The following is a 12598-nucleotide window of genomic DNA, read 5'->3' as shown; positions in this document are numbered from 1 at the left end:
TTTTATAATAAAAAATACATCCAAATTTGTATTTATTTATTAAATTATGAATATTTGTATATTTATTGTTTATTTTTGTAAATATTAATTCCTGATTGATTTAATCAGTCAGGAATTTGCAGTGTTTGTGGTTAACTATCTAGAAACTAACTGATGAACCAAAAGATCAATCAGAGAAGCTTGATAAAAAGGTTGACAAATTGTGTGAATTTTGGCTGGTGAAATATTGCCATTTTTCACGGTAATTATGTTACCATAAACAGATTGATCATCAAATAATTGATCGACTGCTATATTCACAGATTGCAGATCAAAAAATCTCTCTTTACTTTGGGGAGCAAAATCAATCATAATACACGATTGATAACCACATTTTTGCAAAATCTTCAGACAATTTAAGGTTTTTTCTAAAAAATCCTTTGACCAACCTTTTTGACCTTGTTTTTTATTGACTCCACCACCATACTCAAACATAATTACCTGGGGAAGTAAAGCGTTATCAATGTTTGGCAATTGCTCAATTACATTAAATTCCCAACCTTCAATATCCAATTTCAAACAAGTAATTTTATCAGGTTTAATTCTGGATAATAAAGTAGATAAAGTGATAGATTCTACTTCTTTGGTTTTAGGAGAAGAACCAAACCACTCAGGAGAAAGAGAACTAAAATTACTATTAAATAGACCTGCAAAATTCCCTAAATATAGCAGTTGTTTTCCATCTATATTAGATAAACAATTTTCCAAAAGTTTAATTCCATAACTAGCACTAATCTGTTTTAATTTCTTAACAGGAAGGGGTTCAACCGCAATAGTGGGATAACCTAATTTAGCAAATACTTCACAATAAAAAGCAAAAGTCCCCACCCCAACATCAATACAAAATCCTTCTTTTTGGGGATCAATTTCCTGGATAATTTCTGCTAATAATGATTGACAACAAGATTCAACACGCATGATTTTCAACCTCACAGTTAATTATTTCAAGTAGAACCAAGTAGAGATTTTTCTGCTTTTATTCTTTAATAAAGACAGCATTAAAATAACGAACATGACCATCTTTTCCCAAGACTTGATCAAGATTACCAGCGTAAGCGTAACCTAAATTATCTAATAAACTAAAAATTTCTCGAAATTGCGCTTGACCTTCGTAAAGTTGATCTAAAGAAACTTCGACAATACAAGCGGTGCTTCTTTTAAAAGTTGCGATTCCTCCTTGAATGACTTGATTTTCATAACCTTGAACATCTAATTTAATTAAAATTGGTTCTGGTAAAGGAAAATTAACTTCCGATCAATAGCGAACTGCTTGCAGCAGCGCTTCGCTATCGCCCAAAAATAATTAAAAAATCACGTTAAAATGCCCGAAACCCATACCTCATATTTGGTTGATCCTGTCAATGCGTAAGTCCTATATGATATCATTTTCGGGTATATCGGTATTCTTCATCACGGGTGGCAAAAAGCTGTCTTGCAAAAGGCAAGAGTTAAAAATTACCAATCAAAATTACCCAAAAAGGGTAAAAAGCATAGTAGCGAATTATATTCGCCAAATTTCTTGATTTTCACCTATGCCCTGTATTTCTCCATAGTTTACATAATTATTGACAATAATTCCTGATTCCTATACTATAACTAATGGTAATTGCAAATAATTTGCAATTTCTTGTTTGTGTTCCCTCCTCATCACCTCATGTCTGAAAAATGTCTGAAAACTTTAGTTGGAGTAAAAATATACTTTTAAATCGCCGCCAACTGATAACAATGGGCATATTTGGCGGTGGCGTAATTGGTGCATCTGCATTATTACAGTTTCTAAATGCCAAAAATAATGCCAGTGTAAAAGTTCCCCCAATGGCAATGGAAGCATCTAATCATGCTGCTAATAGTGCTACTCAACCCATGCAGGTGCTGAGAAACTTTGATTATGGGACATTAAAGCAGGTAAATGGGCGGACTATTCGAGAATTTGAGTTAATAGCAGGTACTTCCACCATTCAGCTAAATAATGCGGTATCTTACAATATTTGGGATTTAAATGGGCGTATTCCTGGACCGACGTTAAGAGCAAAAGCAGGGGAAAGAATAAGAGTATTATTTCTCAATAAGGCTGGACATTCCCATTCTCTGCATTTTCATGGAGTGCATCCCGCAGAAATGGATGGTGTAAAACCTGTGAGTAATGGTAAAGCAACTATCTATGAATTTGATGCAGAACCCTATGGTGTGCATTTGTATCACTGTCATATTGCACCTGTAACTCGTCACATTGCTAAGGGTTTATATGGAATGTTTATTATTGATCCGCCTCAACCCCGTCCTCCTGCTGATGAAATTGTTTTAATTATGTCTGGATATGACATAAATGATGATAACGAAAATGAGTATTACGCATTTAATGGTTTGCCTCATCATTATATGCACCACCCTATTCAAATTTATCAAAATCAATTAATTAGAGCTTATGTTTTGAATATTATTGAGTTTGATCCTGCTGTCACCTTCCATTTACACGCTAACTTTTTTGATGTTTATCGTTCGGGGATGACGATGACTCCCAGCGAAAAGACGGATGTTTTAACAATGGGTGTAGCAGAAAGACACATTTTAGAATTTGCGTTTCGTTATCCGGGTAAGTATATGTTTCATCCCCATCAGGATGCGATCGCTGAAAATGGATGTATGGGACAGTTTGAAGTTATCGCAGGTGACAGGTGACAGGTGACAGGTGACTGGGGACAGAAATTTGTAAGTCATGGAACTTACCTAACACTTGGTTAAGAAATGATTAAACTATACTTTTGCTGGTTAAAAATAGTTACTATAATTTGTCATTTATGCTAAAAAAATATAATTACTAATGCAAATTACTTTTAATTATACTCACCAGTCAATTCTGTAAATTTGTCCATTATTGGGTTTTAGCGTCTCCAGGAGCAAATTAATGATTAAATCACGTTACATATTATTATCAATAGCGGCTTGTGTGATTGTTACCCTTAGTTCTTGTGCGGGGAATACCCCCACCGCAGAAACGACTTCAACCCCAGCAGTGACGCAAGCCAGCGCCCACAGTAGTCATAGTGGGAAAGCCAAAATTAATATTAATGATGCTATTTTGTCCGAGTTAGACAAATTTGAAGCTCAACTTGGTGTACCCGCTTTATCTAATAAAATACAAGCCAGTCGTCCCTACAGTTCACCAGAAGATTTAGTCACCAAAAAAGTAATTACTCAAGCACAGTTTGAGCAAATTAAAGACATGGTGACAGTTGAAGAAGTTGTACTCACAGGAGAAGCAAAAGATGTAGATTACATGACAAAATTGGCATTAATGAAAGGACATCTTTTAGTAGCACAAGAATTGTTAGCACAAAATCAACCCAAACAAGCCGAACCCCATATAGGACATCCAGTTGAGGAGATTTATGTTGATGTAGAAGAACAACTTAATGAACGCAAAGTCAAAGAATTTAAAACTAATTTAGTGAATTTGACGAACTTGGTAAAATCTAATCCTCAAGATGCTAAAATCAAAGATAATTTTACCAATTCTATGGCATCTGTGGATAGTGCGATCGCCGCATTACCAACTCAAGAACGCTCAAAACCAGAATTTGTGTTAAAAGTAATTAATGGTTTATTAGACGCAGCTAACGCCGAATATGGAGCAGCAGTAGCAAAAGGTAAAATTACCGAACCAATAGAATATCAAGACTCTCGTGGTTTTGTTGTCTATTCCCATGAACTATATCAAGGAATTTCTGGACAAATGGCTCAAGCAAACCCAGAAGCACACAAAGCCATAGATAAAGCTTTCACAGAACTATTAAAAGTTTGGCCTGCTGTTATTCCACCCGTACAAGCAGTCAAAACCCCTGAAGATGTTACCAAAATGGTAAAAATCATAGAGGAAAACACTCAAAAAGTGCTATCTCAAACTAACACAAAAGCACAAAGTTAGTATTTGCACACCATTGGACATCCACAAAAAACAGCTTAAAATAAGTGAAAATAGAGGAAATAGTGAAAAGTGAAACACTAAAAAAATTATCTACATTGAACTAAGATAAAAAGTGTATAGCTACTCACTAAAATCCTCTCCAAATTTAATTTTGCTCATCTTAACAACTGATGCGAGAACTCGACCACCAAAAAACCATTGACATCCTCAACGCCATCATGGAATTTGAACTAGCTGGCGTTGTTCGCTACACTCATTATTCCCTAATGGTAACAGGACCAAACCGCTTACCTATTGTCGCTTTTTTCAAAGCCCAAGCCAGTGAATCATTACTTCATGCCCAACAAGTAGGAGAAATTCTCACCGGTTTAGATGGACATCCTACCTTGAGAATTGCCCAAATGGAAGAAACTTTCAAACATTCAGTCAAAGATATTTTGGAAGAAAGTTTATCCCATGAAAAGAAAGCATTGGATATGTATAAAACTCTACTAAATACAGTTGAAGATGCTAGTATTTATCTGGAAGAATTTGCACGTGGCATGATCGGACAAGAAGAGTTACATAATTTAGAACTCAAGAAAATGTTACGCGATTTCAGCTAATATTTCGAGGAGTCAAGATTCAGCTTTTTAGTTTCTTTTCTTTCGTTCGTTTCTATACTATGTGTAGGAACGAGCAAAGAAAAAAGAAATTTGATAGTTCTCAGTTTTTTACACAATCAAGAATAGTGATCAAGCGTTCATAACCACTAATAAAAATGAATTTTAGTATTGCATTACCTACTTTTGTTATTACTCTCCGAGAAGGTGTAGAAGCTGCCCTAGTTGTGGGTATTGTCCTCGCTTTATTGCAAAAAGCCAAACAATCTCAACTCAACTCATGGGTATATGCAGGTGTTGGAGTTGGTATTATTGTTAGTGCTTTAATTGGCGTTTTATTCACTGGAATCATTAAATTTTTAGGTTCTATAAATCCTCAATACACCTCTGTAGTTGAACCAACATTAGAAGGTGTATTTAGTATTTTAGCAATCATTATGCTGAGTTGGATGCTAATCTGGATGACAAAACAAGCCAGATTTATGAAAGCTCAAGTTGAAGGTGCAGTTAACGAAGCATTAACACAAAATTCAAATGCTGGATGGGGGGTTTTTAGTTTAATTTTAGTTGCTGTTGTGCGGGAAGGTTTTGAAACAGTCTTATTTGTAGCTGCCAATTTTCAACAAGGTTTATTACCAACTTTAGGCGCACTTGGTGGTTTAGCAACAGCAGCAGGAATTGGTGTTTTATTATTTAAATGGGGTGTGAAAATTAATATTCGCCAATTTTTCCAAATTATGGGCGTTTTATTAGTTTTAATTGTCGCTGGTTTAGTAATTTCGGCTTTAAAACATTTTGATGATGCAATGGCTAGTTTAGCACTCAGCAACCGCGCCTCGGAAAATCTTTGTTTTTATTATGAACACTTTACTAAAATTCACTCTTGTATTTTAGGTCCAATGGTTTGGAATACTGCTAACATTTTACCTGATAGCAAGTTTCCTGGTATTATTCTCAAATCTTTATTTGGCTATAGAGATAAACTTTATATAGTGCAAGCAGTTGGATATTTAGTGTTTTTAATTAGTATTGGTGGCTTGTATTTTCGCAGTATCATGGGTGGAAATATGCAAAAACAAAAAAATATTCCTGTCGCTGAAAAATAGCATTCTATATCAACCCAGATACCAAGAAGTCGGGTATCTAGGTTATTTTCCTGTAAGGGCGTTCGCGAAGCGTGCTGGAAGCATCAGCATTCGGGCAATAAATTCTCAATTTTTATCACAGGTTATTTTCCGAATGCCTGTCTGCTGACAGGCAGGCTTCGCCCCTACGACTCCTGTTAAATACAACTCAAAAGATTTTCTTTAATTCCTGAGCAGATTTTTCAATTGCAGCTATACTGCCAGGATTCACCATTCCGTAATAATCAAAAACATAAACTTGATTATTTTGAGTAGCTTTTAATTTCTGCCAAAACGGCTCTTTTTTCAAAGAATCTAACAAAGTTGCTTCAGCACTAACCACAATTAAAACATCAGGATTTGCTGCTAAAACTTTTTCGGCTGAAAGTGTTACATAACCACCAATAGGGCTATTACCTTGTAATTCTGCGGCGACATTTTTCGCACCAAACAGAGAAACTATATCACCTGCCCAACTGTTTTTATTTGGTGCTAAAATTGGTTGACGACTTACTAAAACTAAAGTCGAAAGATTCTGATTTTTTTGATTTTTCTTTTCCGGTAAAAAAGTTTGATATCTATTTAATAAAGGTTGGGGATCTGCACCTATTTTCTCTGCAATATTTTTAGTGAGTTCTTCCAAAGCTTCCCAGCTATATACTTTTGTGGATAAAGTTTTTATTCCTAGCTGTTGCAGTTTTTGTAATGGTACATCAGAAAAACCTGCTACACCAATTACTAAATCTGGTTTTAATGCTACAATCTTTTCTAAGTTTGGTGCATTTTGTCCTTGACTAACTTGAGGAATATCTTTAAATCGAGGATCATCTTTTAATAACTTACTACCAACAATTCCTACTAATTTTGTTTGATCTAGTTCAGCAATAATATCAGCAGACAGCGAAGAAAGCGCAACCACTCTTTTCACAGATGTGTTAGGTGATTTTTGTGCAATGGTAATATCTGGTGTAATTTCTGGTTTTACTGCTTGTGTTTGGCTGGTTTCTGTAGCACAAGACAACAAAAACAAACTTAAAAAAATTGATACTAAAAATGATTTATGACGCATAATATTGTTTTGATTTCTCATTTCTTATTTTTTGGGAATCGGCAATTTTATTTTTTCAAATTATAGCAACTTCTAGCAACAAACAAGGTTTTTACCTCTGTTACCTGTCACCTATCACCTGTCACCTATCACCTGTCACTTCATCTAAATCTTCAGGAGTATTACAATTAAATAACATATCCGATTTTGACAAAGGTAAAGTTTCCACAGGATGTAATTTGAGAAACTGTTGAAAAGATCGTCCTCCTTGATTGATAAAATCTAAAATTAGAGGTAAACAAGAACTGCGATAAAAACCACAAAGCGGTTCCCAACCTTGGGTATTTTTTACCAAACAAGCAATATTTTCTCCTTTTATATTATCTAATCTTTTCACCCAATCTTGCAACACTTCAACTTGCAAATTTGGTAAATCGCAAGCTAATAATAACACCCATTCTGTGTTTACTTTCTTTAAACCTTTTACAAAACCCACTAAAGGTCCTTGTGTGTTATGGGGGTTTTCTTGTATAAATTCACATTCTGGTAACGGTAAGTGTTGATATCTTTCTGGCCAAGGTGTAACTATATATATAGTATCCGTACAACTTTTAGCGACATTGCCAACTTTTTGTAATAAGGGTATTCCCTGAATAGGAATCAAAGCTTTATCCTTTCCCATCCTCGAACTTTTACCACCTGCAAGAACTATGGCGCTTAATGTAGTCATAGGAACAAAATCTTTATTGATACGTCTAATCATCAAGTATTAATAAGTGTTAAATTTATATCAATATATTTATTGATACCTTAAATAAGGTTCAGTAAAATGTACATTTTCTATGAACAGGTATCAAAATAGAGCCATATTTTGCGGATTCTGACATTAAAAGATGTATTATTTATTATCCACTAGGAAATTATATCACCGCTATGTCTGATTATAATCAAGCAGTTGCTATAGATGTCAACAACTTAGCAGCTATCAATAATATAGGGTTCATTAAATATGAACAAGGAGACAAAGAAACAGCGATTCAACAATGGCAACAAGCGATTAAAATTAACAATAAATCTGCTGAGGCCTCCTTAGCTTTAGCTGTAGCTTTATATGGTAAAGGAGAACAACAACAGGCTTATAAGTTAGCAGAAACAGCATTAAAGTTAGATAGAAAATTTGCTGATTTTCACTGGATGAAAAAGCATTTTTGGGGTCAAAGTATGATTACTGATGCTCAGAAATTTCTATCTACTCCTCAAATGAAAAATTTGTTATCACAGTTGCGTTAATGTTAATATTTACTTCTTTCTAATATTCTCATTCCCATACTCTGTGTGGGAATGACTTTATTTTGCAGTCACATCTCTGATTAAATATCTCTTGATTTGTTGAAACTTGTGACTGCTGACTAATGCTGTATCACCTTTATGTTAAAATATAAAACATAGCTAGATGAGAGGTTAACAAATATGACCCAAGAATTAATAGACCTCAGAAATAGTATTTTACAAGGACGTTACGCAGATGCTTTGGCAATTGTGGACGAGTTAGAAGGAATGAGTAAACAAGCTATTTTGGGCAATATCCAGTCGTATGTAAGGATTTTGTTAATTCATTTAATTAAAAATCAAATCGAACAGCGTTTAACAAATTCTTGGTCTGCATCTATTCGTAATGCTATCCGAGAAATTAAAAAGATCAATATTAAAGATCATAAGAAATCCTATTACATCAATCAAGATGAATGGGAAAGTTTTATGGAGGAAGAGGTGATTGAAGATGCGATCGCTGATGCTAGTTTGGAAGTGATGAATGGTATTTATAACCAATTCGAACTAGGAGAAATTATAGATAGAAAACAGTTAATTGCAACTGCTTTACAATTCCTCAATTTAACTTATTCCTATTCACCTAAAGAATTACCTGCTATGGTTGCAGAAACTTTAACTCAGTTACCTGGTGGTGAAGATTGGAAAATAGGAAAAAGGTAAATACCGCAGGAGTCAGGAGTTATTAATTTTGGATTTTGGATTTTGGATTTTGGATTTTGGATTGTTTTTCTTAACTCCAATCTAAAATCTAAAATCTAAAATCTTCCTCCCTATTCCCTATTCCCTTCTTACTGTCACCTGTCACCAATCACCAGTCACCAGTCATCAGTCACCCTCTATTCTGACTTCTTTGCACCTGTAACAACAACTCTTCTAAACTCCCTGGTGCGGGAAGACATTTCAACCCTTGACACACTAAACCCACACTTCCATCTGGTAAATCTGATACAACTGAAAAAGCGGTAGTGGGTAGATATTTAGGCATTAATGACTTAATCTGCTCAGTGGTACTACGAATCAATGTACAATTCCGATACCAATCTAAAGCAGTAAATAAACTAGCACAACCTTGAGGAGATTCATTCATTACACCTTTAAAGGCTTTTAATCCTGATTCAGCTAAATCAAGATAATGTAAGTTATCAGTAAGTAAAGATAACCTGACTAAATTGGCGATCGCCACCCCATTAGCTGAGGGTGTAGCATTATCCGCAAAACTCCGCTCCCTGATAATTAAATCTTGACTATTATCGCTAGATGTGTTAAAGTAACCACCTAATTCTACACTCCAAAGAAAATCATTAAACTCATCTTGGAGAGCGATCGCTTTTTCCAACCAATCAGCATTTTCTAAATCCGCTTGCTGTAAATCCAACAATGCTTTAATAAACAAAGCATAATCTTCAGATTGAGCTAATACCGTCGCTTCACCCTCATAATTAAGTCGGTGAAAACGTCCATCCACAAATTGATGATCTAAAATAAACTTAGCCGCTTTTATTGCTAACTCCAAATAACTAGGTTCTTGAAAAACCTCCCCTGCTCTAGCTAAACCGGAGATCATCAAACTATTCCAAGCTACAATCATCTTAGTATCAGTCACCGCAGGAATGCGACCAGGCCAGTTAGTGATTTTCGCTTCCTGATTATCTCGCGCTGGGGGAAAAGTTGCTAGTGCATCAGGAGTTGCACCATAACGCACAGTAAACAACTTACTCAAAGCAACTTCTAAAGTTTCACTCAGTTCACCAGGATGTAACCTTTGTAAAACATTTTTCCCTTCAAAATTGCCATTAACACTAACAGTAAACTGTTGTTCTAATTCCGTTAATTCTTCAGTTGTTAACAGTTGTTGTAATTCCTGATAACTCCAGACATAAAAAGCACCTTCCTCCGGTTCTGTATCTATGGGGTTAGTGAAACTATCCGCATCTTGAGCAGCATAAAAATAACCGCTAAGTGCTGTCATTTCCCGTTGTAACCATTTTACAGTTCCAGCCACCGCTCGTTTAAAAGCCGGTTCTTCAATTCCCGCACTCCACAAATCAGCCAGATATTCTACAATCTGACCATTATCGTAAAGCATCTTTTCAAAGTGGGGGACAGTCCAAGTAGGATCAACAGTGTAGCGATGAAAACCACCAGCAACATGATCATAAATACCCCCCAAAGCTAAATCTAAACCCCGTTGAGTAGAAACTTGTAATCCATCATACCGAGATTGATAATTAAACCGAGAACCCCGCAAAACCAACTCACCATAGGGGATCATCGGAAAACTATTACCAACCTGCTTAGGAGAAATGATCCCCGTGCAAACTTCCCAACCTCTTTGTAATAATTCTTGATCAGCTACTTCCTGACTGCCATCATTTTGTAACACCGCAGATGTCAGCAAAGCTTCGAGAATTAAAGCTTTTCTTTGACGTAACTCCTCTTTTTCAGTATCGTAGTAATTGCGTAAAGCTTGTAAAACCTGCAAAAAACCCGGACGACCATAACGGGGATCAACAGGAAAATAAGTACCCGCGTAAAAAGGGACTAAATCATCAGGAGAGAGAAAAGCATTAAGAGGCCAACCCCCTTGACCAGTCATCATTTGTAAACTTTGCATATAGATGCTATCAAGGTCGGGTCTTTCTTCTCTGTCTACCTTGATGGGGAGAAAATTGGCATTCATATATTGGGCGATCGCCAAATCAGAAAACGCCTCACCTTCCATCACCGTACACCAGTGACAACTAGAGTAACCAATAGAAAGAAAAATCGGTTTATTTTGCGCCCTTGCAGTTTCCAATGCTTCATCACACCAAGGCCACCAGTCAATCGGGTTTTCAGTGTGTTTGCGGAGATAAAGACTTTTTGTGTCAGCTAGTCGATTAGTCATGATAATAGTTTTCCACCATTTTCTGACCAGTCTAGCGTTTTTAAAGTTAAGCTGTTGGACATTTAACTTGCATATTATCTAAAATTGAAACTCTTGTGGGGTGGGCATCCTGCCCGCATTGGTTGTGCAAATTAAAGGTTTATCAGCTTATTACTTTTTAGTCATTAGTTATTATTTATTATTTATTAGTTATTTTTACCCAGTCACCAATCACCAATCACCAATCACCTTTTATTTGGAAAAACGAATAGTTGAACCGAGAACAGGGGCTGGAATTTCCGATACAGGTGATACAGACTTGCGAGGAATTTGGGTACTGGGGTTTAGTGCTGCGATTAGGTGCAGCAAAAAAGTGATTAAAGCAGCTTGCATAAGTCTTTCTAGCATAGCACTCCTCTCTTGAAAAATAGCATTTAAATTTAGATTGGTTAATCTAAATACACCAGATAGTCCCGATTTACCGGATTTGCAAAATATGTCCGGAAAATTAACCAGGTTCAGGTTAAAAATTGTGAAAAAAGTTACTAATACCTGAAAAAGAATTTCGACCAAATAATATAGATTCGCCAACACAAGGCAAGCTAAAGTTATAGGTCAATAAATAGGCACGCAGACAGCTAGTGTCAGAATGTAAGTTAATCATCTGTTAATGATGATGAACTTTTGAATTCTCCCGCTTTTGACATCGCCACAATTCTTGAGACTGCTATCAGTCGCTAAAAGTGCCTGTTAAAAAAATTTTGGCGATGAGATATTTGATTCTAGAGTATTGCTATTGAAAAATCTGTTTGCTCAGAGCAGATGATTAGGAGATCAAAAATTTATCTGTTATTGTCGAGATATCCAAATTTGACAATCAACACAATCAGCCTCTCTCATAGATAGAATAAATAGCAAATAGATACAAATACGCTCAATGATTCCTATCGTTATTGAACAATCGGGTCGAGGCGAACGCGCCTTTGATATCTACTCACGGCTGTTACGTGAGCGGATCATTTTTTTGGGACAACAGGTGGACAGCAGTCTGGCTAACCTGATAGTTGCCCAATTGTTGTTTTTAGATTCTGAAGACCCGGAGAAAGACATTTATATGTATATCAACTCTCCTGGTGGTTCAGTGACGGCGGGGATGGGCATTTTTGACACCATGAAAAATATCCGCCCCGATGTCTGTACCATTTGTACCGGACTAGCGGCGAGTATGGGCGCTTTCCTATTAAGTGCAGGTACTAAAGGTAAAAGGATGAGTTTACCTCATTCACGGATTATGATTCACCAACCTTTAGGCGGCGCTCAAGGTCAAGCGACTGATATTGAAATTCAGGCACGGGAAATTTTATACCACAAGCGCAAGCTGAATGAGTATTTAGCCGAACACACTGGTCAGCCTTTTGAACGTATTGCCGAAGATACAGAACGCGACTTTTTCATGTCTCCAGAAGAAGCCAAAGAATACGGCTTAATCGACCAAGTGATTGACCGTCACTCCGCCGGTAGCCGTCCAATGGTTGTAGTGTAGGTGATTGGTGATTGGTGATTGGTGATTGGTGATTGCTGATTGGTGATTGGGAAAATACAAATAATTTCTCCCAGTCCCCAGTCCCCAGTCCCCAGTCCCCAGTCCCCAGTCCCCAGTCC

At 36.3% G+C, this 12598-nt stretch carries 13 protein-coding genes; 8 read left to right on the top strand and 5 right to left on the bottom strand.

Features of this window, described 5'->3' with window-relative positions:
- Window positions 1-135 precede the first annotated feature (135 nt).
- Both PN497_RS18630 and PN497_RS25955 read right to left on the bottom strand, forming a co-directional pair.
- Window positions 136-957: an FkbM family methyltransferase gene (locus PN497_RS18630; protein ID WP_096565374.1), complete on the bottom strand. Its 822-nt coding sequence runs from the start codon at window positions 955-957 to the stop codon at window positions 136-138.
- Window positions 958-1015: 58 nt separating this feature from the next.
- Window positions 1016-1258, bottom strand: coding sequence for an FkbM family methyltransferase (locus tag PN497_RS25955; protein WP_409349337.1), 243 nt, complete (start codon window positions 1256-1258; stop codon window positions 1016-1018).
- 446 nt (window positions 1259-1704) lie between these two features.
- Here PN497_RS25955 and PN497_RS18625 point away from each other — a divergent pair, with 446 nt between their 5' ends.
- The 4 genes from PN497_RS18625 to PN497_RS18610 all read left to right on the top strand — a co-directional run bounded on the left by PN497_RS18625 (window position 1705) and on the right by PN497_RS18610 (window position 5672).
- Complete coding sequence (locus tag PN497_RS18625) at window positions 1705-2718, top strand: multicopper oxidase domain-containing protein (protein ID WP_096565372.1); 1014 nt, start codon at window positions 1705-1707, stop codon at window positions 2716-2718.
- A 226-nt stretch (window positions 2719-2944) separates the two neighbouring features.
- A complete protein-coding gene (locus PN497_RS18620) occupies window positions 2945-3964 on the top strand; it encodes a ComEA family DNA-binding protein (RefSeq protein ID WP_096565370.1) in 1020 nt (339 codons plus the stop codon).
- Window positions 3965-4134: 170 nt separating this feature from the next.
- Window positions 4135-4569, top strand: coding sequence for a ferritin-like domain-containing protein (locus PN497_RS18615; protein ID WP_096565368.1), 435 nt, complete (start codon window positions 4135-4137; stop codon window positions 4567-4569).
- A 155-nt stretch (window positions 4570-4724) separates the two neighbouring features.
- A complete protein-coding gene (locus PN497_RS18610) occupies window positions 4725-5672 on the top strand; it encodes an FTR1 family iron permease (RefSeq protein WP_096565367.1) in 948 nt (315 codons plus the stop codon).
- Window positions 5673-5859: 187 nt separating this feature from the next.
- Here the strand turns inward: PN497_RS18610 and PN497_RS18605 are convergent, their stop codons facing one another.
- Window positions 5860-6780 carry an ABC transporter substrate-binding protein gene (locus tag PN497_RS18605; RefSeq protein ID WP_236104068.1) on the bottom strand — a complete coding sequence of 307 codons (921 nt, stop codon included), beginning with the start codon at window positions 6778-6780 and terminating at the stop codon, window positions 5860-5862.
- A gap of 100 nt (window positions 6781-6880) precedes the next feature.
- Window positions 6881-7468 (bottom strand): molybdenum cofactor guanylyltransferase, encoded by a 588-nt coding sequence (locus PN497_RS18600; protein WP_096565365.1) that lies wholly within the window; start codon window positions 7466-7468, stop codon window positions 6881-6883.
- Between the two features lie 203 nt (window positions 7469-7671).
- Here PN497_RS18600 and PN497_RS18595 point away from each other — a divergent pair, with 203 nt between their 5' ends.
- Window positions 7672-8028, top strand: a complete 357-nt coding sequence (locus tag PN497_RS18595; protein ID WP_096565363.1) for a tetratricopeptide repeat protein — start codon at window positions 7672-7674, stop codon at window positions 8026-8028.
- Between the two features lie 180 nt (window positions 8029-8208).
- Complete coding sequence (locus PN497_RS18590) at window positions 8209-8730, top strand: DUF29 family protein (RefSeq protein WP_096565361.1); 522 nt, start codon at window positions 8209-8211, stop codon at window positions 8728-8730.
- 169 nt (window positions 8731-8899) lie between these two features.
- Here PN497_RS18590 and PN497_RS18585 read toward each other — a convergent pair whose 3' ends face one another.
- Entirely contained in the window at window positions 8900-10957 is a 2058-nt protein-coding gene (locus tag PN497_RS18585) for a thioredoxin domain-containing protein (RefSeq protein WP_096565359.1), read from the bottom strand.
- A 124-nt stretch (window positions 10958-11081) separates the two neighbouring features.
- Here PN497_RS18585 and PN497_RS18580 point away from each other — a divergent pair, with 124 nt between their 5' ends.
- Window positions 11082-11360, top strand: a complete 279-nt coding sequence (locus PN497_RS18580) for a hypothetical protein (protein WP_272110758.1) — start codon at window positions 11082-11084, stop codon at window positions 11358-11360.
- A gap of 513 nt (window positions 11361-11873) precedes the next feature.
- Window positions 11874-12479, top strand: a complete 606-nt coding sequence (gene clpP, locus PN497_RS18575; protein ID WP_096565355.1) for an ATP-dependent Clp endopeptidase proteolytic subunit ClpP — start codon at window positions 11874-11876, stop codon at window positions 12477-12479.
- Window positions 12480-12598 lie beyond the last annotated feature (119 nt).

Origin of the sequence: Sphaerospermopsis kisseleviana CS-549, assembly GCF_028329225.1 — a bacterium.
Lineage (GTDB): Bacteria > Cyanobacteriota > Cyanobacteriia > Cyanobacteriales > Nostocaceae > Sphaerospermopsis > Sphaerospermopsis kisseleviana.
The sequence above is the reverse complement of the archived record's forward strand: the minus strand, read 5'-3'. Positions and strand labels throughout refer to the sequence as shown.

What these genes read in the sequence shown, in the direction of transcription:
- PN497_RS18630 (WP_096565374.1), bottom strand. Translation starts at nt 957, where the DNA reads ATGCGTGTTGAATCTTGTTGTCAATCATTATTAGCAGAAATTATCCAG.
- PN497_RS18625 (WP_096565372.1), top strand. Translation starts at nt 1,705, where the DNA reads ATGTCTGAAAACTTTAGTTGGAGTAAAAATATACTTTTAAATCGCCGC.
- PN497_RS18620 (WP_096565370.1), top strand. Translation starts at nt 2,945, where the DNA reads ATGATTAAATCACGTTACATATTATTATCAATAGCGGCTTGTGTGATT.
- PN497_RS18615 (WP_096565368.1), top strand. Translation starts at nt 4,135, where the DNA reads ATGCGAGAACTCGACCACCAAAAAACCATTGACATCCTCAACGCCATC.
- PN497_RS18610 (WP_096565367.1), top strand. Translation starts at nt 4,725, where the DNA reads ATGAATTTTAGTATTGCATTACCTACTTTTGTTATTACTCTCCGAGAA.
- PN497_RS18605 (WP_236104068.1), bottom strand. Translation starts at nt 6,780, where the DNA reads ATGAGAAATCAAAACAATATTATGCGTCATAAATCATTTTTAGTATCA.
- PN497_RS18600 (WP_096565365.1), bottom strand. Translation starts at nt 7,468, where the DNA reads ATGACTACATTAAGCGCCATAGTTCTTGCAGGTGGTAAAAGTTCGAGG.
- PN497_RS18595 (WP_096565363.1), top strand. Translation starts at nt 7,672, where the DNA reads ATGTCTGATTATAATCAAGCAGTTGCTATAGATGTCAACAACTTAGCA.
- PN497_RS18590 (WP_096565361.1), top strand. Translation starts at nt 8,209, where the DNA reads ATGACCCAAGAATTAATAGACCTCAGAAATAGTATTTTACAAGGACGT.
- PN497_RS18585 (WP_096565359.1), bottom strand. Translation starts at nt 10,957, where the DNA reads ATGACTAATCGACTAGCTGACACAAAAAGTCTTTATCTCCGCAAACAC.
- clpP (WP_096565355.1), top strand. Translation starts at nt 11,874, where the DNA reads ATGATTCCTATCGTTATTGAACAATCGGGTCGAGGCGAACGCGCCTTT.